Origin of the sequence: Methylomonas sp. (assembly GCF_023228165.1) — a bacterium.
Classification (GTDB): Bacteria; Pseudomonadota; Gammaproteobacteria; order Methylococcales; family Methylomonadaceae; genus Methylomonas.
This window is the reverse complement of the sequence record NZ_JALOBS010000002.1, coordinates 19,950-45,098: the sequence shown is the minus strand read 5'-3', so window position 1 is coordinate 45,098 and position 25,149 is coordinate 19,950. Positions and strand designations below refer to the sequence as shown.

The following is a 25,149-nucleotide window of genomic DNA, read 5'->3' as shown; positions in this document are numbered from 1 at the left end:
CATGCGCCAATGCTGTAAAGCTGGCGCATTTTGCTTTGTAGTGTTAACTTTTTGCCAAGTAAATTTTCACCATTCAAATAGGGTAAAGCGATGCCACATAAAGTCTTCAGTAAAAGTACCCCGAAAGCCGATATCACCAAGCTTCCCAAGTTGGGAATGGAAAAAAAGCATATCACCGCCGACTTTAAACATTATTACAGCCATCGGTTGGGACGGGATGAAAACTGCCGCTCCCCGCATTATGCGTATGAGGCGTTGTCGCTCACCATTAGCGATCGCTTAGTCGAGCGTTGGAAAAAAACCTACAACGTTTATCGCGACGAAGATTGTAAGAAAGCCTTTTACCTTTCGATGGAATTTTTGATGGGGCGCTCGCTGAGCAATGCCATGCTGAATTTGGGTATCGATGACGAAGTCAACAAGGCTTTGTACAGTATGGGTTTGGAAGCCGAAGAGCTAATGGAAAGCGAACCCGACGCCGGTTTGGGCAACGGCGGTTTAGGCAGGCTGGCAGCGTGTTTTATCGATAGTTGCGCCACCTTGCGGTTACCGGTCACCGGTTACGGTTTACGCTATGAGTACGGTATGTTCACCCAGGAAATCGTAAATGGGGAACAGGTGGAAAAACCCGATCATTGGCTGCGTAACGGCAACGTTTGGGAGATTGAGCGTCCGGAATACATGACCCGAGTCAAATTCGGCGGCCGTACCCAGTCGCATATCGATGAACACGGCAATAAACGCACCAGTTGGGTCGATACGCACGACGTATTGGCTATGCCCTATGACACGCCGGTTCCTGGTTACAAAAACGGCACGGTGAATACCTTGCGTCTTTGGAAGGCGATCGCCACCGAAGAATTCAATCTACAGGAATTTAACGCCGGCGACTATGCGGAAGCCGTGGCGCAAAAGAATACCGCCGAAAACATTACCATGGTGTTGTATCCCAACGATGCCAATGAAAACGGTAAAGCGCTGCGTTTACAGCAACAATACCTGTTGGCGTCCGCCAGTTTGCAAGACGTGATTGCGAACTGGGTGGGTCGGCACGGTAGAAATTTCTCAAAATTCGCTGAAAAAAACTGCTTTCAGTTAAACGACACCCACCCCAGCATCGCTGTGGCGGAATTGATGCGTTTGCTGATGGATATTCATGGTTTGTCCTGGAATGAAGCCTGGAGCATTGCCCGTAAGACCATGGCCTACACCAACCATACCCTGTTACCGGAAGCGTTGGAAAAATGGTCTGTGAACCTGATGCAGAACTTGTTGCCGCGCTTGATGGAGATAATTTTCGAGATCAACGCCCATTTCATGGCGGAAGTGTCGGCGCGCTGGCCGGGCGAAAGCGAACGATTAACGCGTATGTCGTTGATAGAGGAAGGCCACGAAAAGCAAGTGCGCATGGCGTATCTGGCGATAGTGGGCAGTTTCTCGGTGAATGGAGTGGCTGAATTACACTCCAAGTTATTGAAAGAAGGGCTGTTCAAGGATTTTTACGAGTTGTGGCCGGATAAATTCAACAACAAAACCAACGGTGTTACCCCGCGGCGTTGGCTGGCGGCTTGTAATCCGGAGTTGGCGGAATTCATCACGGCAACCATCGGCGATGGCTGGATTACCGATCTGTCCCAATTGGCCAAACTGAAGCCTTACGCGGAAGATGCCGCGTTTCGGAAAACATGGCGCGATTTGAATCAGGCCAGTAAACAACGGCTAGTGGATTTCAAAAAAGCCGAATTGGATATCGAAATCAATGTAGATGCGCTGTTCGATGTGCAGGTAAAACGCATACACGAGTACAAACGGCAAATGCTGAATGTGCTGCATGTGATCCATTTGTATGATCGAATCAAACGCGGCGATACCCATAACTGGGTGGATCGTTGCGTATTGATCGGCGGTAAAGCGGCGCCGGGTTATGTCATGGCCAAAAAGATCATCAAACTGATCAACAATGTCGCCAGTGTGATCAATAACGATCCTGAAGTCGGGGATAAGTTGAAATTGGTATTTTTACCCAATTACCGGGTGTCGGCCATGGAAAAAATCTGCCCGGGCGCCGACTTGTCCGAGCAGATTTCCACGGCCGGTAAAGAAGCTTCGGGTACCGGTAACATGAAATTCATGATGAACGGCTCGTTGACCATCGGCACGCTGGATGGCGCCAATATCGAGATTCGCGAAGAGGTGGGCGAAGAAAACTTCTTCCTGTTTGGCTTAACCGAAGCCGAGGTGGAAGCCTTACGGCCACAGTACAACCCTCAAACCTATATCGATCAGGATGCCGATTTGCAAGGCGTGATGCGTTTGCTGGAATGCGGCCACTTCAATCAGTTCGAACCCGGTATTTTCGATGACGTGATCGGTTCAATGAAGAGTCCGCACGATCCCTGGATGACCATTGCCGATTTTCGCAGTTATTTGGATGCGCAAAGACGGGTTGATCAGGCATGGCGCGATCAGGAATACTGGACCAAAATGAGCATCATCAATACCGCGGCCAGCGGCAAGTTTTCCACCGATCGGACCATTAGCGAATACAATAGTGAGATATGGAAGCTATCGCCCATCGATGTGAATAGCAAGTAAATTATGCTGGATATTGTCTTATTCGAGCCGGAGATACCGGCTAATACGGGCAATATTATCCGCTTGTGCGCCAATACCGGCGCACAGCTGCATTTGATTCAACCGCTCGGCTTTGAACTGGACGATAAACGGTTGCGCCGGGCGGGTTTGGATTACCACGAATGGGTCAGCGTCAAGCAGTATGCTTCCTTAAACGACTATATCGAACACAGCAAGCCCAAGCGTGTTTTGGCCTTGACCACTAAAGGCAGCCAAAGTTACAGCAAAATCAAATTCCAGAACGGCGACGCGTTGTTATTCGGTCCCGAATCACGTGGTCTGCCGGCCGATTTCCTTGCCCAACAATCTGAAGCGTTAAAAGTTTATTTGCCGATGCGTCAGGAAAGCCGCAGTTTGAATCTTTCCAATACGGTGTCCATCGTGCTTTACGAAGCCTGGAAGCAGTTGGGTTTTCCAGGTGCGTACTGCCGATAGCGGCTTATCATTAGGATTAGGCAGGGCCGGTTGTTGCGCCCATGCGGATGAAGCCTTGCCTCTAAAACGTTGACGAGGAATTGCCACACCCCCTCTGCCAAGCACATCGCTTTGTTGCATCTGACCATGGGCTAAAATCTTGCGCGGGCACAATCTTAGTAAACCCCGCACCTTACTTTGGCTTATGTATGGCAGCGTACAGACCTCATTTGAAATTGTCGCTACTATTCCGGCGAGCTTGCAGCATACGGCCATTGACTTTTCGCTGCGATTTTCCGCCAAGCCTTGTACCACCATGCCGCTAGCTCGCTATAAAATCATTACCTAGAGGCAAAGCATGAAATACTCGAATCAGTATCGTCCAAACCGAATTTTGATCTCAAGTTATTTATAAGCGGCAACAGGGCTGGTAGTTTGTCAACCAGACCACTAGACCAAACACGTCGGGCAAAAAATTGATAAAGTTGTCGACAAAGTGCGGCAAATTACTAAACAAGTCTTTGAAGCGGCCGATTCAGCTTACGCGTCGTTAGTACGATAGACTGAAAATGTGCCGCCCACATCGCTTAATCGGTTGATACTGCTAACCATGAACTGCAAGAAGCCAGGCATGCTATAGATAAAACTATCAACCTCACAGGTAAATAACATGCGCCATCTGCAAATAACCCATATTACCCAATATCAATTCGCGGAAACGGTAACATTGTTACCGCATAAGCTGCTGTTACGTCCCCGCGAAGGTCCGGAAATTCACATCGAGTCGTCCGATATCATCATCCAGCCTCAGCATCAACTCCGATGGCATCGGGATGTCAGTGATAACACCGTGGCCATTGCGATTTTCACCGAATCGAGTAATCGGCTTTCAATTGCCAGTCATGTCTCGCTTCAACACTACGATAACCAGCCGCTTAACTTTCTGGTCGAGTCATATGCCGTATCTTTTCCGTTTCAGTATGACGCCGTCGAGCGGCTTGACCTGGAGCCTTATTTAACAGTGCTGTATAAACAGGATCAATCTGTGATGCACGCTTGGCTGCAGCAGTTTTGGCGGGCCGGCCAAATAGTGGAAACCTATCTGTTATTAGAGTGGATCAATAAAGCCATAGCAACCGGATTTAGTTACCAACAGCGTGAAGAGCCGGGGGTTCAGTCGCCGGCAATGACGCTGTCGAAGCGGGCAGGTTCCTGCCGAGATTTTGCCACCTTGTTCGCCGAGGCTTGTCGTTACTTGGGCTTGGCGGCGCGCTTTGTCAGCGGCTATCAATACTCTTCGACGCTGTTGTATGGGCAGGGCAGTACCCATGCCTGGTCGGAAGTGTATCTACCCGGCGCCGGCTGGAAAGGATTCGATTCCACCTCGGGCGAGGTGGTCGGCCATCATCATATAGCCGTCGCGGTAAGTAGTCATCCGGAATCGATACCGCCGGTATCCGGCTCGTTTATAGCCGTCAATCCACAGTCGCCATTAATGGAGGTGACAGTTCATGTCTCCGAGATCAAAGGTTAAGTCGGCATTTCAAACTGATCCTCGGCTAGGCCAAGGTGCTTCGGTAGGTTTCCTTATCGATTTGATAGCACACGCAGGCCACCGCTTCCAGGCCGATGCGGTCCAAAATGGTAATATCCCCGCGTCGATAACTGATCAACTTTTGCTGTTGTAGTGAATGAGCGGCTTTAGTGATGCCGACGCGGCGCACGCCCAAAATATAGGCCAGAAATACATGCGTTACATGAAAAGTATCCGCCTCGGCTCGGTCATGCGTCATCAATAACCAACGCGCCAAACGCGCCTCTACTAAGTGGTAGCGATTACAAGCAACGGTTTGTGCGAGTTGCCGCATCGACACGTATAAATAGCGTTTTAATATCTGCTGTAAAGCTAAGCTCTGTTGCAGCTCGCGCAGAAACAAGGCCGTGTTTATCCGCAACGCAGTGCCTGCTCCTTGCACACGCGCCTGAAACGGTGCAATCTCAATGCCCAGCATTAGCGTGATGCCAAGCACGCCTTCGCTACCGATCAAACCCACTTCCACGCCGGTATCGGCACTGACGGGGGTTACCAAGGAAATAAATCCACCGGTCGGGAAATACACATGTGGAATAGCGTCTCCAGTCCGGTAGAGTACCTCGGCAAAAATCAGCTCAACGGATTCACTACGTGCCACCAGCCGGTCGCGATCAAGCTGTGGCAGGGATCTCAACAGACAATTAGCGCTGGAAACAGCTTGGTTGGTTAACACGGACACGCTCCGGTGATTTTGATAGTTAGCAACAAACGGGTTAAACAAGAGGCAACCCTATAAAATCTGTGCTCACGGTGACCAGATAAGAAAAGCCATCTGATATTTCGACAGGCTAGCGAAGAAAGACTTCACTGTCTGTCTGCTAGCGCACCTAATTTGCCACGATAGAAATCGATGTGTGCGGCCCGGCGGGTTGAGAAATCGAATTAGGCCGAATAAATTAGCTGGAGAAAGTGGCTGCGGCAATCTATCCACGGCTTGGCGAAAACCACCCGGCCACCTAACATGTACAAGGCCGCTAAGCCGTTTGTTTATTCCAGACAGTTTCATTTGCGGATTAGTCGATGTCCGCTGAGAGGCATTTAGTGGTTTTTACGTCCTAATTAAAACAGATGCGGCTAACCGGCTGGGTAAATCATCCGCCGCCACCCAGACTTAGCTGTCTTGAAAGACGCCATAGGGCTCTTGCCAAGGCGGGAGAAGTCGATCCGACTCGGTTTTGACCACTTGATAGCATTCGCAGACACGGGCTTCCAATCCCGGTCTATCCAACACCACGATACGACCCCGACTGTAATGAATCAAACCGGCTTGTTGCAGTTTGCCGGCGGCCTCCGTGACGCCTTCCCGGCGCACGCCCAGCATATTGGCGATCAATTCCTGAGTCATGGTCAGCTCATGAGTAGGCAATCGATCCAAGCTAAGCAGTAGCCAGCGACACAGTTGCTGATCGATTGAATGATGTCGATTGCAGACAGCGGTCTGCGCCATTTGGGTAATCAAGGCCTGGGTATAACGCAGCAGCAGATGATGTGTCGCCCCGTGCTGATTGAATGCCTGCATGAGAAGTTGACCGCGCAATCGGTACGCTTGCCCGGCACTTTGCACCACGGCCCGATTGGGCATGGTGCCGCCGCCCATGAACAGCGCCACACCGATAATGCCATCGTTGCCGACCACGGCGATTTCCGCCGACGAACCGTTTTCCATCACATATAACAGCGAGACAATGCAATTAGTCGGAAAAAAGACGTAGCTCAATTCGCTGCCCGATTCGTAAATGACTTCGCCGAGTCTCATATCAACCAATTCAAGATGCGACTCCAAGGGTTCGGAAGCCTCGGCGGGCAATGCGCTTAGCAATCGATTCTGGCAGGGATTGTTCAGATCGGTCATAAAAAGGGTATTAATCGGTAAAATAACGGAATGACACAAATGAATAATACGAGTTACCAGCAATATTATGTGAAATAAAATAATCGGGTTCTAGGATATAACAAATCGCGGATAAGTATTCAATTTGACGAGCAAAGCATTGGCTGGAGACGGACTATGCGCAGCGCCTCTATAGTAAAGTCGCGGAAAACAGCCTTATGTGCGATAACGAACAGACAGCTTTACTAGGGCTGTTTATGCTGCGCGTAAATGCCTTCGGCTTGGTTTGCCAATACATCTTTGCAATGACTCAGTTGTCAGACAGTCTTCACGGCCTTAAAGGCCACTCACCGTAGCAAATCTGTTAGTTGCCGCGGTTTTTTTTGACTGTTACGGAGTTGCGGAAGTCGTCGGACAGGCCGAGCAAAAAATATACTCGGAGTACACCCCGCCATGTTAATCAAAAACCTTTTATGCGCCGACCAAGATGCCATTGACGCTATGGTACCCCATGCGGCAACTGGCCTGGATGGGGCGATTGAGCTCGCTAAAACGCAATTGCTGGGCCTGCAAAACCAACCAGGGTATTGGGTGTTCGAATTGGAGGCCGATTGCACCATTCCAGCGGAATACATCCTGATGATGCATTACCTGGACGAAATCGATCCGCAATTGCAAGCTAAAATCGCCAACTTTCTGCGCGGACAACAAAACCCGGACGGCAGCTATTCATTATACAAAGGCGGTGCCGGCGACATCAGTTGCACGATTAAAGCCTATTACGCACTGAAATTAGCCGGTGATGACATCCAATCCCCCTTGCTAACCATGGCTGGCGAGTGGATAAGGGCGCAAGGCGGTGCCGCCAAAGCCAATGTGTTCACCCGCATTATGCTGGCCATGTTCGAGCAGGTCCCCTGGCGGGCGACGCCGTTCATTCCGGTGGAAATCATGCTGTTGCCCAAATGGTTTCCCTTCCATCTCGACAAAGTATCCTATTGGTCGCGTACCGTGATGGTGCCGCTGTCCATTCTGTGCAGTTACAAGGTCAAGGCGCGGAATCCGGGTAAAATCGGTGTTTCCGAACTGTTCCTGATTCCGCCTGATCAAGAAACAAATTACTTTTCCCACGTCAAAACGCCGCTGGGCAAGACCATTCTGATTCTGGATCGGCTCGGCCAGTGTTTGGAAGGGTTCATCCCCGGCGGCATCCGCCGCAAAGCCACCGCCAAGGCACACGACTGGTTCATGGCCCGCTTGAATGGCATCGACGGTCTGGGAGCGATTTTTACTGCCATGGTGAGTGCTTACGAAGTGATGGATTACCTGGGGGTTTCGGCAGATGATCCGCAACGGCGCATCGCCAGAGCCGCCATCGATAAATTACTGGTCGTCAAACCTGACTCAGCCTATTGCCAACCCTGCGTGTCGCCGATATGGGATACCGGCTTGGCAGCACTAGCCCTGCAGGAAGTCGATCGCCAGGCCAGCGATCCACAAACCCAGCAAGCGCTGGCCGCCGCCTTACATTGGTTGGCGGGCAAGCAGTTGCGTGACGAACCGGGCGACTGGCAAATCCAGCGACCCAATTTACCGGGCGGCGGCTGGGCTTTTCAGTTCGGTAACAGCTATTATCCGGATGTCGATGATACGGCGGTGGTTGCAGTGGCTATGTTGCAAGCCCATGATCAGACCTTTACCGAAAATATCCAGCGAGCCGGCGTCTGGATTGCCGGCATGCAATCCAGAAATGGCGGCTATGGCGCTTTCGACGCCGACAATACTTATTATTATTTGAACCAGATACCGTTTGCCGATCACGGTGCGCTATTAGACCCGCCAACAGCGGATGTTAGCGGCCGTTGCATCATGTTGTTAAGCCCATTGGTCAAGCAAAACCCACAATATCAAGCAGTCATTGACAAGTGCATCGCCTATTTGCGCGTTCAGCAGGAAAATGATGGTTGCTGGTTCGGCCGTTGGGGCACCAATTACATTTATGGCACCTGGTCGGTGCTATACGGTTATGAAGCAGCCGGCATACCCCGGAAGGACCCAAGCATACGAAAAGCCGTGCTTTGGTTGAAAGCCAAACAACGCACCGATGGCGGCTGGGGCGAGGAAAATCTCAGCTATCACGATGCCAGCGTGCGCGGTGAAGCCGATAACAGCACCGCCTTCCACACCGCACTGGCAATTCTGGCCTTGCTGTCGGCCGGCGAAACGGATAGTCCGGCTGTCGAGGCCGGCGTGCAGCATTTGCTGAAAACCCAACAAGCCGATGGTTTCTGGCACGACGATAGCTTTAACGCGCCCGGCTTTCCGAAGTTTTTTTATCTGAAATACCACGGCTACGACAAATTCTTCCCACTCTGGGCATTGGCGCGCTATCGCAACCAACGACATGCCGGTAGCATGCGCTTGGCGGCGGATGAATAATGTTATTCCCCCTGCGCGCGTGGGGTGTATTAACGTTAGCATAATACGCCGAATGATTTAAAGCCAACATGCGGCGCAATACGGCTACGCCTATTGACGCCCTACGATTGCACCTTACGGCCTTGCACGGACCTTTGCAATATGGCGATGGTTTGAAAGCGTTTGTGATCAATTTTCTGGTATGCCAGATGGTGGCCTTGAATCGAGTGCAAAAGCTGCTGACCTCGATGCTGGAGGTGGTGATTGCCGAAGCGACTTTGCTGAAATTTGTTCTACGTCTTCATCAGGCGTTGGAAACCTGGGAAACGCAAGCCGTCAATCAAATCCTGCAAGCGCCCGCTATCCATGTGGATGAAACCTCGCTGCGAGTGGATCAGCTTAGCCACTGGATACACGTCTATTCAGCCGGCGATATCACGCTGAAATTTTTACATCGAAAACGGGGCAAAGAAGCCATCGCGTCGATTAATATTATTCCGCGCTATGGCGGTGCCATTATCCATGACTGTTAGTCATCGTACTTCGCCTATCAACATTGCGGGCATGGTCTGTGCGGTTCACACTTGCTGCGCGAACTGACCTTTATTGTGGATGCGCATGGCTATCGTTGGGCAAAAAATATGAAACTCTTATTGCAGAAAACCTGCATCACTGTATCTAAAAGTGCCGACAAGAAGTTGACTGAGCGTGAACAGAGTAACTTGCAAAAACGTTACCGGGCTATCCTGACGCGCGGCGAAAAAGAGTAACCCATCATTTCGCCTAAACCCAGTGGAAAGCGTGGCAAATTGGCCAAAGCCGATGCCCACAATCTGTGGGAGCGATTCAAAGCGCATGAAGCCTCCGTGCTACTATTCACCAAAGTCCCACATGTCGCATTTACCAATAACCGCGCTGAGCGGGATTTACGCATGGCCAAGGTCAAACAAAAGGTCTCCGGCTACTTTCGAGCAGAAGACTATGCCCATGCCTACTGCCGAATATCCAGCTATCTGCAGACCATGGCTGACAGGGGATATAATCCACTCATCGCTATTCAAATGGCTCTTGCTGGGAACGCTCAGACTATAGGGCGCGAGTAGTTACGTTTCAGGAAGAGTGACTCGGCGTCGGTGCGATAGCGCACCATGGCGATAATAGATAACCGAGAGAATTACCCCGGCTCGGCCCGCTTGGTTTGGCTGATATCCGTGAACGCTATTCGTAGCGCAGACTGCGAATCCGTCGATTCCCGGCGCAGGCAATCGAGATGAGCATTAAACACCGATCCATCGGCACGCAGCATATGTATGCCGAAGGAATGCGTCTCGGTGGTCGCCGATGCCATCATTTTATGGAACCAGCGATACCAGTCGTCGCTATCTTGAGGCGCGATAAGTTTAGAGAAGCGGCTATGGGTCAGCTTGCTGCGCTCGATACCCAGTATGCTCGTCCCGGCCAGGTTGATTTCGCTGATCGTATCGTCCTGATCGATACTGATGTAGCCCACCGGCGCAAACTCATACAGGTCCGCATAGCGTTCCAGCGCTTGTGCCAAGGCGATATGGGTGTTGCGCAACTCCTCATTCTGCATTTCCAGCTCGACTTTGTGTACCAGGAGTTCATGCAGCAACACTTCGGTATGCTTGTTTGACGGCCCTTGCGGGGATAAGCTGGCAACCATGGCTTCCGCCTTTGCCCTCAGCGATTTTCGCCGTTCAATACCGTCCCATTTTTGGTTCATACCTGCACTTCCTCATTCGAACTGTCGACTGTATTCACTGTTGTTATCGCAACGGCAGAGTGTTTGTTTAATTATCGGCCTGATTTTTTGCCGATTCTATCCCAATCGGTGCTTGTGTACGCTAACGCACTGTGTTTGCCAGCGCATCGGTGTCTAATCTTTCTCGAGGTTTTTAGAGTGACTTAGCGACTCATCCTATCACCCGGATTAAGAAATAGCCTGAAAATTCCCCGCCGATTTCCACGGGCCGCAACGCAGATGTGTTCGACATTTAACTCAAAGGATGCAAAATCATGAAAAACTTTTATCCGCTCAAATCAGCATCAAACATGCAACGCATTGGCGTCAGCCTGTTCGCTGCAACCTTATTGTTTGGTTGCGCAAGCATTCCGGCCCCAACCGAACAGCTTGCCGTTTCCAAGGCGGCTGTCGCAAATGCCGGCGGCGCCGGCGGTAACGAGTATGCGCCAATTGCGCTCAAATCCGCCATGGACAAAATGGATGCGGCTCAGCGGGCCATGACGCGGGAGGATTATCTGCTGGCCCGGCGACTGGCGGAAGAGGCTCAGGTTGATGCGCAACTCGCCTCGGCGACGGCCGGTGCGACCAAGGCACAACAGGCTGCGCGCCAACTGCAGGAAGGCAATCGCGTGTTGCGCCAAGAAATTGATCGTGTCGCCCAATAATCATTAACGGAGTTCAACATGAAAACCCATTCCTCTTTTCAATTCAGTCTTTATAGTATGTTCGCTGCGGCCATTGTTTCCGGCTGTAGTTCCATGCCGCAAAATGCCGCACTTACCGATGCTCATAATAGTTATAACAACGCCAGAATCAATTCCAAAGCCGCGACATTGGCGGCATTGGAAATGAAACAGGCCGCGGATACGCTGGACAAGGCCGACCAGGCTTTGAATGATGACGAAGACACCGAAATGGTTGACCACTTAGCCTACATGGCCAGACAACAAGTAGCTATTGCCCTGGCAGCCGCCACGCAAAAATCGGCGGAAATAGATATTAGCCAGGCCAGTGCTCAGCGCAACGAAGTGCGCCTGGAAGCCAGAACTGCAGAAGTCGATGCCGCGCATCGGCAAACGGCAAATGATCAGGCGCTGATTGCCAAGCAGGAAGTACTGATCAATCAGTTGAACGCCAAGCAGACCGCGCGAGGCTTGGTGATCACGCTGGGCGATGTTTTATTTCGTACCAACAGGGCGCAGTTGGAGTCGGGCGGTTTGCGCGATATCGATAAGCTGGCCGATTTTCTTAAACAATATCCTACCTATAAGGTGTTGGTGGAGGGCTACACCGATAGCAGGGGCAGCGATGACCTGAATCAGGAATTGTCGGATCGTCGTGCTTATGCCGTGCGCACGGCCTTGGTCGATGCAGGCGTTGGTAGCGCGCAAGTCACCACGCGCGGTTACGGCGAGGCGTATCCGGTAGCCGGCAATGACACGTCTGCCAATCGCCGTTTGAATCGACGCGTTGAAATCGTGCTCTCCGATGAAACGGGCAACATTGCCACGCGTTAGAGGAGGCTGGCAAGCTACTGTCGTTGGCGTAAGTACGCTAGCGTACAGACACCACGCAAAATAGCCGCTAAGCTGTATTTTTACTGATTAGGCCACTCATACAGACTCGCCCAACGCGCCCCTTTTAGGCGCGCTGTTAAGCGGTTACACCGATACCTATCAACGCCACGCACCTATTCAATTGCAAAGAGCACACCATGAAAACCAAAAACGAATACATAGAAATTCTTGCCACGGAACTCAGAGAGTTGAGTGCCGACATCGACGCGCTGACAGAGAAAGCAGACAAAGCCGCTAGTCTTGTGAAGCAAAATTGTGCAGCAGATATTGAAATGTTGCGGGCTAAACAAGCTGCTGCAAGCGAAAAAATGAAAGAGCTGGAAGAGTCCCGTGGCGAAGCCTGGGAAGAACTGAAAAAGACAGCGGATACCGTTTGGGATGATTTGAGAACCGGCTTGAGCGCCGTTGCCGACAAATTCAAATGACATATCGGCACGCCGCGATGGTGTTAGGCCGTCCTAAAGCGCGGGAGGTGCATGGCGGCTTTGTCTAGTGGGAGAAACTACGTGCGATAGCGTACAGACCGCGGCCGATGTCACGGTTAAACTGTAATCGAATAATATTTTCAGGAGTTGAAATGAATATTGCTATCGAACCGATACTGGCACTGGTAATGGGGATTTTAATTCTGGCGGTGCCAAGATTTTTAAATTATTTCGTGGCCGTGTATTTGATCGTTGTGGGTGTTTTAGGCCTCGTGCATGTTTAAAAACACGCCTGCGCCAATCAAGCGCATATCGCTCTGTAAGCGGTTAACTTGTACTTTTGTTTTCCAGGAGTTCTGCCATGTCGATTAGTAGCGTTTTACTCGTCATTCTAATCCTGATGCTGCTTGGTGTGATTCCCGTCTGGCCGCATAGCCGGGCTTGGGGATATGGGCCCACCAATGGGCTGGGGTTGGTGGTGATCATCCTGCTGGTTTTGTTGCTATTGGGCAAAATATAAGCCGTCATTTATGCCACTGAATTTTTCAAATATCCCTGTCTATCGTCGGTTCTAGAACCCAACCCACTTCCTCATAAGCCGATTCGCAAAGCCACTTAACCGGCGGGTTCGGCGTTTCCTAGCCGGATTTTTAACACTGAGTGTGGTTACAAGCCTTGACGTCCAAGTCCGGGCCAAAACCGGGAGCGCCCGGTGTGGCGGGTCGACTATTCGATTCGGCGGCAATATCCGCCAAATGAATCGGTATTGGTCGGCTCCTGTTTATTATTCGAAATCCGAGAAACCATCCATGTTCAAGCGGCGCGATCAAAGACGTCATGTCAGAGTCGATCATCCAGGCGGCGAGGAAGCGCCTATCCGTTTTGAATTGTTCAGCAACGAACGACTGGTGCAGCATGCGCAGAGCTTGGCAAAAGCTCAAAAAGTCGGTCGTTTAAAAAAATTTCGCACCCTGATTCCTCGTGTGCGCGAGAATGCGCTGGTATTGCTGGAGGCGCATAAAGCCGTGGCACTGGCGGTACGCCAGCAACATGCCATTACCCCGGCTGCGGAATGGTTATTGGATAATGTGCATGTCATCGAAGAACAAGTCAGCGATATCCATGTCGACCTGCCGGAAAGTTATTACCGGGAATTGCCTAAATTAACCGGAGGCGCATTAGCCGGTTTTCCGCGCGTTTACGGGATTGCCTGGGCCTTGGTGGCGCATACCGACAGTCGTTTCGTGCCCGAGTTATTGACCCTGTTCGTACGCGCCTATCAAGATGTCGAGCCACTCACGCTGGGCGAGCTTTGGGCGATTCCGATTACCATACGGGTTTTGCTGGTGGAAAACCTGCGTCGATTGGCGGTTAGAGTCATGCGTTCTCAAAGCGGCCGACGACTGGCTGACCAGTTTGTCGACCAATTTGAACAAATGGCTACTCGTGGCGATAAACCGGAATCAGCATTGCCGACCGGCGTATTGCCGTCGGTAGCCTTGCGTCAGGCCTATGTGGTGCAAATTCTGCAACGCTGGCACGATCCGCATCCGGGGGTCGTGCTTTCTCTGGATTTTCTAGATGACTGGCTGGATCAGCAAGGCGCCAGTCTGGAAGACATCGTGCATCGGGAACATGCCGACCAGATTGCCGACAATTTGACCATGCGCAATATCATCACCAGCATGCGGGCTATTTCCGCGTTCGACTGGCCGTGTTTTGTGGAAGATGTCAGTCTGGTGGACCGCTGTTTACGCAACCACCACGGGTACGCCGGCATGGATTTTCTGACTCGGGATCGATACCGGCATGCCATTGAGGAACTCGCCAAACGCTCGCCGTATACGGAATTAGAAATTGCCTGCAAAGCTATCGATAAAGTCCGCTCAGCCGCTGAATGCGCAAGCACCGACAGCCAACTGCGGGATCCCGGCTACTATCTGATCGGTCCGGGTCGCTACGGGTTTGAACCGGAAGTGGATTATCGGCCTACGCCCAAACAATGGCTGCTGCGCGCTTATATTGCCCATGCCGGTCTGGCTTATGTAAGCAGTGTCGGTCTATTGAGCCTGTTATTGCTGGCGTTGCCGTTGAGTGCCTGCGTTGCGGCGGGGCTCGGTGGGTTTACCTTGTTCGGATTGGCCGTGCTGGGCATATTCCCGGCGTCGGATATCGCCGTCGGCTTGATTAACCATTTCATCATTATCGGTCTGCCGCCGACCCACCTGCCGCGGCTGGATCTAAAAGGCGATGTGCCGCGGAAGCTAAGTACTTTTGTGGTGGTGCCGACCCTGTTTGTCGACCAGAGCAAAGTCAAGCAGCAAGTCGAGCAGATGGAGATTCGCTATTTAGCCAACCCGGGCGGTGAGGTACGTTTTGCCCTGTTGTCCGATTGGGCGGATGCCGATCGGGAAAGCATGCCGAACGATAACCAGCTACTGGGCATTGCCATGGCAGCGGTCACGGCGTTGAATACCAAGTACGGTCAGCAACGCTTCTTTGTGTTTCAGCGTAAGCGCTTATGGAATCCCGGCGAAAGCAAATGGATGGGCTGGGAACGCAAGCGCGGTAAGTTGCACGAATTCAATCGCTTGTTGCGCGGCGCGACCGACACGTCATTTCTGCCGATTGATGGCCGGCCGGCGGTTGCGCCGGCTGATGTGTGTTATGTCATCACCCTGGATGACGACACCAAACTGCCGATGGGCACGGTATCGCAATTGGTGGGTGTGGCGGCTCATCCGTTGAATCGTCCGGAATTCGATCCGATTCAACAGCGGGTGGTGGGTGGCTACGGCCTGCTGCAGCCACGGGTGACGCCGACCTTGCCGCAACAGCAAGAACGCTCCATGTTTCACCAGATTTTTTCCGGTGCGTCCGGCACCGACGCCTACTCCAGTTCGGTATCCGAGCTGTATCAAGACTTGTTCGCCATGGGTACCTACAGCGGCAAAGGCTTGTATCACGTAGACAGCTTCGAAGCCGCACTGGCCGGGCGGGTGCCGGAAAACACCCAACTCAGTCACGATTTGTTCGAAAGCGTCTATGTACGTTGCGCGCTGGTCAGCGATATCGAGTTTTTCGAGGAGTTTCCTTCGCATACCGAAGTGGCAGCTTTGCGCGAGCATCGCTGGGTGAGAGGCGATTGGCAGTTATTGCCCTGGATCTTCGGCGCCGGTGGCAAGGATATGCCGATGATAGGCCGTTGGAAAATGCTGGACAATTTACGCCGTTCGCTATCCGCCCCAGCGGCTTTTACCCTGCTGGTGGCCAGCTGGGTGATTCCGCATGCGCCGGCCGTTCTGATCGGATTCGTGCTGACGGCTTTGGCCTTTCCGGTGATTCTGGCCTTTGCCGGCGGCTTTAGCTCGTTGCGCCGGGGCGTTTCCTGGTCTACCCATTTGCGCACAGCCGCCGAAAATGTACTCTGGGCAGCCGGCAACTGTTTGGTGGCGCTGACGCTGCTTTCGCAACAGGCCTGGCTAATGACCGATGCGATCGGCCACACTTTGGTCAGGCTGTTTATTACCCGCCGGCAATTGTTAAAGTGGGTAACCGCTTTGCAGACCAAGACCAGCACCGGGCATGCGCTGAAAGGTCTGATTCGGCCCTTGAGTCATTCCTCCAGCGTCGTGATAGTCGCCGGTGCCTTGGTGCTATTGGTCAATCCCGGCGGCATCGCCGGTGCCGCACCGTTTTTACTGTTATGGTGGCTGGCCCCCTTTGTCGCCCGGGCCTTAAGTATGCCGCCCAGACTCGATCTGGCCGAATCGTTGCTACCCGAAGATAGTCTGCAACTGCGTTTGATCGGCAGGCGTATCTGGCGGTTTTTTACCACCTTTGTGACGGCGCGGGAGCACTATCTGCCGCCCGATAATTTTCAAGAAGATCCTCAGCCGGTGATTGCTCATCGCAGTTCGCCCACCAATTTCGGCCTGTATTTGCTATCGGTGGTCGCCGCGCGGGATTTCGGCTGGATCGGTCTGATGGACAGCGTCGATAGGCTGGATGCCACGCTGAGCACGTTAGAGGATTTGCCGCGTTTGCACGGCCACTTTTATAACTGGTACGACACCCGCGATCTGCACGCCCTGGAACCCCGCTATGTGTCGACCGTGGACAGCGGTAATCTGGCCGGGCATTTGCTTGCCGTGTCGCAGGCTTGCCGGGAAATGCTGAACCGGCCGTTGAATTTTTCCAATGCCTTGAGCGGCCTGTCGGATACGCATGCCCTGCTGATAACAGCGCTGGCAAACATCGGCACCGACCGCCGTACCCTAACCGTCAGCCGACAAGAGCTGCAACTAAAATTGTCCGTTCTGGGCGAATTACTGACCAGCCCAGCTGAAAATACAGCGCAATGGGGAACGCATTGGCGTCAGCTGGTGGTTTGCGCCGATACCTTGCAGGATCTGGCGCATGCTTATGCCGCCGAACGCGGCGACGCGGATGATAGCGAGATGCTGGCCTGGGCCAACTTGCTCAGCGCGGATATTCGCTCCCAGGCACGGGATGTGGAAAGTTTGATTCCCTGGATTCATGGTGTTTCAGGTAGCGACCAACATGACGCCACTTCCAGTTTATTGAAACATCTCAGTCTGGACACGCCGCTCTGTGAGCTGGCCCGCTGCTATGCGCAAGCCGTGGTCGCGATGCAGGCTGTCAGCGCCACGGATGGGTTGTCGTCTGTCGACCGGACTGCGCTGACCATGCAGCTCAAGCACGCGCAATCCCAAGCTGAATGGCTAACAGACCGCTTGGAACGCATGATTGCCCGCCTGGAGACGCTGTTCCAGGAGATGGATTTTAGCTTTTTATACGATAGCGAGCGGCAACTGTTCTCGCTGGGTTATGCCGTGGCGGAAGGCATCCTCGATCCCAGTTATTACGATATGCTGGCATCGGAGGCGCGGCTGTCCAGTTTCGTGGCGATTGCCAAGCGCGATGTGCCCAGTAAACATTGGTTTCATCTTGGCCGGCGGGTGACACGGGCGGCACACGGTACTGTATTGTTGTCGTGGTCTGGCTCGATGTTCGAATATCTGATGCCTTCCCTGGTGACTTTTACCCCGCGTTACAGTTTGCTCGATCAGACCTGCCGCTTGGTGGTGAAACGCCAGATCGAATACGGCAAGCAGCGTGGCGTACCTTGGGGCGTGTCGGAGTCGGCCTTCAATGCCCGCGACCTGGCCTTGACCTATCAATATTCCGCATTTGGGGTACCGGGTTTGGGCATGAAACGCGGCCTGGGCGAAGATTTGGTGATCGCGCCTTATGCTACGGCCTTGGCGGCCATGTATTTGCCGCATGCGGCGGTGGAAAACTTCGCACAGTTGGAACAGGCAGGCGCTTTGGGCCGTTTCGGTTTTTATGAAGCCTTGGATTTTACCCCGATCCGCCTGGCGGAAGGTCAAAAGGTGGCGATGGTGCGATGCTATATGGCGCATCATCAGGGCATGTCGTTGGTGGCGTTCTCCAACGTAGTGCATGACGGGGCGATTCGGCATCGTTTTCATAATGTGCCGATGATTCAATCGGCCGGTTTGCTGCTGCAGGAGCGTATTCCTCGCGGCGCGGATACCAGCAGCTTGCCGTTTCTGCAAGCACTTTCAGATGTCAGCGATACGCTGCAACCGCCTGTGCGGCGCGTACTATCGCCGATGTCGGCCGTGCCGTCTTCGCATCTGTTATCCAATGGCCGCTATGGGGTGATGATTACCGCTGCCGGATCGGGTTATAGTCAGTGGCGAAATCTGGCGGTAACCCGCTGGCGTGAAGATGTCACCCGCGATGCCTGGGGCAGTTATATCTATCTGCGCGATGTCGCCAGCGGCCAGGTTTGGTCTGCTGGTTACCAGCCGACCGCGGCGATTCCCGATCAATACGAAGTGGTGTTTTTGGAAGACCGGGCCCGCATCACTCGTGGCGACGGCAGCTTGGTCAGTACCCTGGAAATCGTGGTGTCACCCGAAGACGATGCGGAAGTCCGCCGCTTAAGTTTGACCAATAACGGCTCTGGCGAGCTGGAAATCGAAATCACCTCCTATGCCGAAATCGTCCTGGCGACCATGGCGGCCGACATCGCCCATCCGGCCTTTTCCAATTTATTCATTCACACCGAGTATTTGCCGCAGGCCAGTGCGCTTATCGCTCACCGTAGGCCGCGGGCGGACACCGATCCGGTGATCTGGGCAGCGCACGTATTGGCCGATCAGCAAAGCGGCGGCGGCTTACAACACGAAACCGACCGGGCGCGGTTCATCGGGCGCGGACAATCGCTACGCACGCCCATTGCAGTCATGGACGGTCGACCGCTGAGCAACACGGTAGGCAGCGTGCTGGACCCTATATTTAGTTTGCGTAAACGGGTGCGAATTGCCGGCGGGACCAGCGCGCATTTGATCTTTACCACCCTGGTCGCCGATTCGCAGCAAGCGGTGTTGGAACTGGCCGACAAATATCGCAACCCGGTTACCTGGGATCGGGTGTCCGCTTTGGCCTGGACCCATGCTCACGTGCAATTACATCATTTGCGTACCAAGCCGGACGAGGCGCAGTTATTTCAGTATCTGGCTAACCGTCTGCTGTATGCCGACCCCTCGCTACGGGCTTCGGGCAGATTAATGCAGATGAATAGCCTAAATGTGACGAGCTTGTGGCGGCACGGGATTTCCGGCGATAAACCCATGGTGTTGTTGAGGGTGGCCGAGCCGGAGGATAGACCTATCGTCGAGCAATTATTGCGCGCTCACGAATACTGGCGTATCAAAGGTCTGGCCGTCGATCTGGTGATTGTGAACGAAAAGCTGTTGTCTTATGTGGAGGACTTGCAAAATCTGCTGCAGAGTCTGTTACGGGAAAACCAGGCCCGCTCGGCGCATCAGGAATTCGATAATGCCGGCGGCATATTTGTACTGCGGGGCGATGAGCTTTCACACGACGAGCGGCGCTTGTTGCAAATCGCCGCCCGGGCCGTGCTGGTCAGCAATCGCGGTACCTTGGCCGAACAACTGCTAAGGCATGCCCGCACCGCCGCCGCCTTTGTGGCACCGAAACCGTTGCCGGTTAGCACGGATGCTGCACCGGCCCTGTCGATACCGGCGCTGGAATTTTTCAACGGCCTTGGCGGTTTTGCCGACGATGGCCGCGAATATGTAATCGTGCTCGACAAGGGGCAATGGACGCCGGCTCCCTGGGTCAACGTCATCGCCAACCCCGAATTCGGTTTTATGGTCTCGGAGACCGGTAGCGGTTGTACTTGGTGCGGCAACAGCCGCGAAAACCTGCTGACGCCTTGGTCCAATGATCCGGTCTGCGACCCATCGGGCGAGATGTTTTATCTGCGTGACGATGAGAGTAACGACTTATGGAGCCCGACCGTCGCACCGATTCGAGTTGAAAATGCCAGCTATCTGATTCGGCATGGCCAGGGCTATAGCCGTTTCGAGCATGTTTCGCATGGCATTCATAGTGAATTGCTGCAATTTGTCGCGCCGGACGATCCGGTGAAAATATCGGTATTGAGCTTGGTCAATCTGTCCGGCCGTAGCCGCCGCTTGACCGTTGCGGCTTATCTGGAATGGGTGCTGGGTAGCTCACGCAGCGTGACCGCGCCGCATATCCTCACCGAATTGGATGCCGAAACCGGCGCGCTGTTTGCTTCCAACAGCTGGAGCGTTGAATTCGGTCAGCGAGTGGCCTTTGTCGATTTTTGCGGTCGGCAGAGTGGCTGGACCGGCAACCGGAGCGAGTTCCTGGGTCGTAATGGCGACCTGAATGCGCCGGCCGGTTTATTGACCGGCAATCCCTTGAAAAATCGGGTCGGCGCTGGGCTGGACCCGTGCGCGGCGCTGGAGACGGTCATCGAGCTTGCTGCCGATCAGCGCATCGAGATCGTGTTTCTGTTGGGGCAAGGCGCTGACCGGGTTCAGGCTCGGGAACTGATACAGCGCTATCGGAGTGTTGCGGTTGAAAGCGTATTTAGCCAGGTGAAACAGGCGTGGGAGCAGATACTCGGCAAGGTACAGGTCAAGACGCCGGATCGCGAGCTGGATCTGCTGTTGAATCGCTGGCTGCTGTACCAAACCTTGAGTTGCCGGATGTGGGCCAGAGCCGCGTTCTATCAGGTGGGCGGCGCATTTGGTTTTCGCGACCAGTTGCAGGACAGCATGGCACTGGCAGTGACACGGCCCGACCTGACCCGCGCACATTTGCTGCGGGCTGCGGCGCGGCAATTTAACGAAGGTGACGTGCAACATTGGTGGCACCCGCCAACCGGACGCGGTGTGCGTACCCGCTTTTCCGACGATAGGATTTGGCTGCCTTATGCGGTCGCCCATTATCTTAAGGTCAGCGGCGAAGTCGGGGTGTTGGATGAATCTCTACCCTTCCTGGATGGGACTGTGCTGTCGCCGGAACAGGATGATCGTTATTTCGAACCGACGACCAGTCAGCAACAAGCTAGTTTGTTCGAGCATTGTGCCCGTACTCTGGATATCAGTTTGGCAACCGGCACACACGGTCTACCGTTGATGGGCAGCGGCGACTGGAACGACGGCATGAATCGGGTCGGAAATCAGGGTAAAGGCGAGAGCGTCTGGTTGGGCTGGTTCCTGATTGCTACTCTGGATGAATTTATCCCGTTGGCGCTGGCCAGAGGCGAAACTGAAACAGCCGAACATTGGCGAAAACACGCCACACAGTTAAAACGGGCCTTGGAAGCGGACGGTTGGGACGGGGCCTGGTATCGGCGGGCTTATTTCGACGACGGCTCACCGTTAGGCTCCGCTACTAACGCCGAATGTCGCATCGACGCCATCGCCCAAAGCTGGGGGGTGATTTCCGGCGCAGCCGATCCCGAACGCGCACAGCGGGCCATGCATTCGGTACGAGAATATCTGCTGCGTTACGGCGACGATCTGGTGTTGCTGTTTACGCCGCCTTTCGACAAAACCGAGCACGATCCCGGCTATATCAAAAGCTATCCGCCTGGGGTGCGGGAGAATGGCGGTCAATACACCCACGCGGCGATCTGGTCGGTGATTGCTTATGCCATGCTGGGCGACGGCGATCAGGCGGCGGAATTGCTGAGTATGCTGAATCCAATCAATCGGACCGCGACCCGCACCGGGGTTTACGCTTATAAAGTCGAGCCCTATGTATTGGCGGCGGATATTTATGCCGAACCGCCGCATGTGCGGCGCGGCGGCTGGACCTGGTACACTGGCGCGGCCGGCTGGTTTTACCGGGCCGGACTGGAATGGGTGTTGGGGCTGCAGGTGCGCGGCGACCAATTGCTGTTCAATCCTTGCATTCCCAGGGACTGGCGCAGCTACAACATGGTCTATCGGCACGGCCATTCACAGTACGACATTAGCATCGAAAATCCTGACGCTGTCACGCAAGGCATCATTGCGCTGGAACTGGATGGCGTAGCACAGTTAAACACCCACAGCATTAGCCTGAGCGACGACGGTCAATGGCATACGGTAAAACTGCTGCTGGGCGGGTAAGTGTTCACAGCCCCCTTGACAGGCTGCGGTAACAGCCTCGCTCCTCGCGGGAGGGAGGCCGTAATCCGGAATTTGAAATGCGATGACTATATGTACGTTGCCGCACAGACTAAGGCTAGGTTTAAGTCTATGCTGACTTTAGAGCTACAGGAAATAATACTTCTGCTGACTCTGGTCAAGACTAATTTAGTCGTGATCCATGCAGTACCCGGAGAGTTATATGAACAAAAATCAACTGAAAGGCAGATTGGAGCAGGTTGCGGATAACGCCAAGGGAACTGTCGGTAAAATTTTGGACGATGACAATATGGAAATGGAAGGCAAGGTCCGGAAGAACGTCGGTAAGGTACGGGTGCGATTTGCCGACCATAAAGAAGATATAAAAATGTCGGCTGAAATAGCCGTTTAATCGAGCCAGGGCGCCAATATCGGCTATTTAAAACACTTTCACAGGAATTAATCATGACTATTAACACGACTCAATTTACCGGTTTATGCGCAGGCATCGTTTTGATGCTGGGTTCGCTTGCTGTCGGTGCGGCGGAAACTGAAAGCCATATGGCTCAAGGTTTGAAACACGCAGAAGCAGCCACTAAAGCCGTCGACGGCAAAGCCATAGCCGAGCATGCCGAGGCCGCTAATACCCATGTCAAAAAATCTGTCGAGCATCTAACTGCCGGCTCCGCCAGTCTGGATCAGGCCGTTGAGCATGGTAAACAGGGACACACTGATTTAGCCAAAAAAGCGGCTGAAGAGGCTGAAAAACACCTGAAAGCTGCACAATAGACAGCAGGAAGTAAATTAGCCTAAAGCTACAGATGGCCTCGCCCGCTGTAACTTTAGGCATATGATTGTGACTAATTTTCAAGTTTGAATTGGTCTAATATTTGGCTTTTATAATGGTCGCCGTTCTCGCTCAACGTTGAGCTAGCAATCCACCATCGCATGCGCGGGAATATTATGGCAACGCCGCCTGAACAGGTGTCCGGTTTTTGTTGACCATTACCTTTAAGTCGGCGGGTTATGTCCTAAATATTTTATCCACAGATATAATTTGGAAAGTTATTCGCTTTTTATTAAGTCGGGTCTGATAGCCAGGATGTTTTTCAGGCGCCCAATCTATAGGATGTGTTAATAATATTGGGTTTATTTACGCATTTTAAGTAGTTAAACCTATAGTGATTTATTGTTATTTGATACATATTGAAGCCAATTAATTTGATAGTTAATAGTGATTTTAAATAATTGCTTTATTTAACAATATCATCTGCGAAGGAGAATAATAATGGATATAACAAATTTGATGAATTCCCTCCAAGATACGCTGGGCCAGCATCTTCCCAAGGTGATTGGCGCACTGGCTATTCTCATTATCGGTTGGCTTGTGGCTGTTGTGGTCCGGGCCGGCGTCCGCAAGGCGCTTTCCATGCTCAAGCTGAATCAACGGGTATCCAAGGGCGGCGAGGTTGCGATAAACCTGGAATCCGGCATCGCCAAAGGCGTGTATTGGGTCATCCTGCTGATCGTATTGATTGCCGTGTTCAATGTTCTAGATCTTGAATTGGTATCGAAGCCGCTGGATGCGTTGGTAAGCCAGGTATTCGAGTATGTTCCGCGGCTGGTCGGAGGCGGCGTATTGTTGCTGGTGGCCTGGTTGTTGGGAACAATAGTTCGACTGTTAGTCGTCAAGGCTTTGGACGCGACTGACCTGGATGAAAAACTGGGTGTCGCCGACGGGAGTGTCTCCACCAGTAAAAATATCGGTAACGTACTTTATTGGTTCATTTTTTTATTATTTTTGCCGGCGATTCTCGGCGCTTTTCAGCTCGAAGGCTTATTGCGCCCGGTGCAGAACATGGTCGATTCCATATTAGCCATGTTGCCGAATATCATTGCCGCCGGCGTCATCGGTTTAATCGGCTGGTTTATCGCTAAAATACTCCGAGATATCGTATCTAATTTGCTTTCCGCCGCCGGCGTGGACCGGTTTGGCGCCCGTATGGGGCTTGAAGATGGTATGGGAATATCCCACCTTCTAGGAACGATCGTGTTTTTCTTCGTGTTTATTCCCGCATTGGTAGCGGCCCTGGACGCCCTGCAGATGGAGGCCATTTCCGCGCCGGCCACCAATATGCTCAATATCATTATGCAGACCATACCGGACATTTTCGCGGCAGTGGTCATTCTGGTCATCGCCTTCTTTGTCGCGCGATTTGTCGCAAACCTGGTGACTACGCTGTTGCATGGAATGAATTTCGATAGAATTCCATCGGCGCTGGGCTTGCAGGACATGTTTTCAGAAGGTGTCACGGCCTCGGCTATCGTGGGTAAGTTACTGGTTTTCTTTACCATGTTGTTTGCTTCGATCGAGGCTTCCAATCAACTGGGGCTCAATCAAATCAGCGGGCTGATCACAACGTTCGTGGAATTTGGCGGTAAAATCCTGCTTGGCTCGGTCATTTTGGCGGTCGGTTTTTGGCTGGCCAATATCATTTACCGGGTCATCATGAGCGGAAGCGGGCAAAGCAAGCTCGTCGCCGGCATCGCAAGGTTTGCGATTTTGGGCCTGGTCACCGCCATGGGATTGCACGCGATGGGCTTGGCAGACGATATCGTCAACATGGCTTTCGGGTTGACGCTCGGTGCTATTGCCGTCTCGGTAGCGCTTTCCTTCGGCTTGGGCGGCAGAGAAGCCGCAGGCAAGCAGATGGAGTATTGGTTCAAACAAATGAGAGGCGAGCAGTAAAGTTTGCGAAGGAAGCGCAGGGTACGCGCATTGCGTATCCTGCAAATCAAACTACAAGCTCAATCATGCGGCCCGGTTTGAAAGCGTTTATAGCTTCGCCTATGTCAGATGTTGGTGCCTTGGAGCCCGAGCGGATCCTATAGCGACAGCATAAACGGCGGATTGTTAGCTTCGAAATGTGCGATTTAAATTCACTTTCCCGCTCGTAAAAAACCATACCGACGAGCTCACAA

19 protein-coding genes are annotated in these 25,149 nt (G+C 52.9%); 16 read left to right on the top strand and 3 right to left on the bottom strand.

Annotated elements, in window-relative coordinates; genetic code table 11:
• Positions 1 to 90 precede the first annotated feature (90 nt).
• The 3 genes from M0R33_RS01520 to M0R33_RS01510 all read left to right on the top strand — a co-directional run bounded on the left by M0R33_RS01520 (position 91) and on the right by M0R33_RS01510 (position 4,582).
• Positions 91 to 2,595, top strand: coding sequence for a glycogen/starch/alpha-glucan phosphorylase (locus M0R33_RS01520; RefSeq protein ID WP_292564011.1), 2,505 nt, complete (start codon positions 91 to 93; stop codon positions 2,593 to 2,595).
• 3 nt (positions 2,596 to 2,598) lie between these two features.
• Positions 2,599 to 3,069, top strand: a complete 471-nt coding sequence (gene trmL / locus M0R33_RS01515) for a tRNA (uridine(34)/cytosine(34)/5-carboxymethylaminomethyluridine(34)-2'-O)-methyltransferase TrmL (RefSeq protein WP_292564008.1) — start codon at positions 2,599 to 2,601, stop codon at positions 3,067 to 3,069.
• Between the two features lie 649 nt (positions 3,070 to 3,718).
• Entirely contained in the window at positions 3,719 to 4,582 is an 864-nt protein-coding gene (locus M0R33_RS01510; RefSeq protein WP_292564005.1) for a transglutaminase family protein, read from the top strand.
• A 25-nt stretch (positions 4,583 to 4,607) separates the two neighbouring features.
• On the opposite strand, the gene M0R33_RS01505 is transcribed toward M0R33_RS01510, so the two are convergent.
• Positions 4,608 to 5,315, bottom strand: a complete 708-nt coding sequence (locus M0R33_RS01505) for a Crp/Fnr family transcriptional regulator (protein ID WP_292564002.1) — start codon at positions 5,313 to 5,315, stop codon at positions 4,608 to 4,610.
• Positions 5,316 to 5,753: 438 nt separating this feature from the next.
• On the bottom strand, positions 5,754 to 6,494 hold the full coding sequence (locus tag M0R33_RS01500; RefSeq protein WP_292563998.1) for a Crp/Fnr family transcriptional regulator: 741 nt from the start codon (positions 6,492 to 6,494) through the stop codon (positions 5,754 to 5,756).
• 480 nt (positions 6,495 to 6,974) lie between these two features.
• On the opposite strand from M0R33_RS01500, the gene shc reads away from it, so the two are divergent.
• From shc to M0R33_RS24350, 4 genes are all read left to right on the top strand, one after another.
• A complete protein-coding gene (gene shc / locus M0R33_RS01495; RefSeq protein WP_292564665.1) occupies positions 6,975 to 8,912 on the top strand; it encodes a squalene--hopene cyclase in 1,938 nt (645 codons plus the stop codon).
• A 68-nt stretch (positions 8,913 to 8,980) separates the two neighbouring features.
• Positions 8,981 to 9,424, top strand: a complete 444-nt coding sequence (locus M0R33_RS24360; protein WP_366042956.1) for a transposase — start codon at positions 8,981 to 8,983, stop codon at positions 9,422 to 9,424.
• 51 nt (positions 9,425 to 9,475) lie between these two features.
• A complete protein-coding gene (locus M0R33_RS24355; RefSeq protein WP_366042955.1) occupies positions 9,476 to 9,661 on the top strand; it encodes a hypothetical protein in 186 nt (61 codons plus the stop codon).
• Positions 9,662 to 9,700: 39 nt separating this feature from the next.
• A complete protein-coding gene (locus tag M0R33_RS24350) occupies positions 9,701 to 9,994 on the top strand; it encodes a transposase (protein ID WP_366042954.1) in 294 nt (97 codons plus the stop codon).
• Positions 9,995 to 10,065: 71 nt separating this feature from the next.
• Here M0R33_RS24350 and M0R33_RS01485 read toward each other — a convergent pair whose 3' ends face one another.
• A complete protein-coding gene (locus M0R33_RS01485) occupies positions 10,066 to 10,635 on the bottom strand; it encodes a PAS domain-containing protein (RefSeq protein ID WP_292563996.1) in 570 nt (189 codons plus the stop codon).
• A 293-nt stretch (positions 10,636 to 10,928) separates the two neighbouring features.
• Between M0R33_RS01485 and M0R33_RS01480 the strand changes: the two genes are divergently transcribed.
• From M0R33_RS01480 to M0R33_RS01440, 9 genes are all read left to right on the top strand, one after another.
• On the top strand, positions 10,929 to 11,321 hold the full coding sequence (locus M0R33_RS01480; RefSeq protein WP_292563994.1) for a DUF4398 domain-containing protein: 393 nt from the start codon (positions 10,929 to 10,931) through the stop codon (positions 11,319 to 11,321).
• A gap of 18 nt (positions 11,322 to 11,339) precedes the next feature.
• Positions 11,340 to 12,173: an OmpA family protein gene (locus tag M0R33_RS01475; protein ID WP_292563991.1), complete on the top strand. Its 834-nt coding sequence runs from the start codon at positions 11,340 to 11,342 to the stop codon at positions 12,171 to 12,173.
• A 197-nt stretch (positions 12,174 to 12,370) separates the two neighbouring features.
• Positions 12,371 to 12,658, top strand: coding sequence for a coiled coil domain-containing protein (locus M0R33_RS01470; RefSeq protein ID WP_292563989.1), 288 nt, complete (start codon positions 12,371 to 12,373; stop codon positions 12,656 to 12,658).
• A 152-nt stretch (positions 12,659 to 12,810) separates the two neighbouring features.
• Complete coding sequence (locus M0R33_RS01465) at positions 12,811 to 12,942, top strand: DUF3096 domain-containing protein (protein ID WP_292563986.1); 132 nt, start codon at positions 12,811 to 12,813, stop codon at positions 12,940 to 12,942.
• Positions 12,943 to 13,025: 83 nt separating this feature from the next.
• Complete coding sequence (locus tag M0R33_RS01460; protein ID WP_366042959.1) at positions 13,026 to 13,178, top strand: DUF3309 family protein; 153 nt, start codon at positions 13,026 to 13,028, stop codon at positions 13,176 to 13,178.
• Between the two features lie 289 nt (positions 13,179 to 13,467).
• A complete protein-coding gene (locus M0R33_RS01455) occupies positions 13,468 to 22,170 on the top strand; it encodes a glucoamylase family protein (RefSeq protein WP_292563980.1) in 8,703 nt (2,900 codons plus the stop codon).
• A gap of 220 nt (positions 22,171 to 22,390) precedes the next feature.
• On the top strand, positions 22,391 to 22,579 hold the full coding sequence (locus tag M0R33_RS01450; protein WP_292563978.1) for a CsbD family protein: 189 nt from the start codon (positions 22,391 to 22,393) through the stop codon (positions 22,577 to 22,579).
• Between the two features lie 53 nt (positions 22,580 to 22,632).
• On the top strand, positions 22,633 to 22,956 hold the full coding sequence (gene smbP, locus M0R33_RS01445; protein ID WP_292563975.1) for a small metal-binding protein SmbP: 324 nt from the start codon (positions 22,633 to 22,635) through the stop codon (positions 22,954 to 22,956).
• Between the two features lie 499 nt (positions 22,957 to 23,455).
• Positions 23,456 to 24,916, top strand: a complete 1,461-nt coding sequence (locus M0R33_RS01440; protein WP_292563973.1) for a mechanosensitive ion channel — start codon at positions 23,456 to 23,458, stop codon at positions 24,914 to 24,916.
• Positions 24,917 to 25,149: the final 233 nt, after the last annotated feature.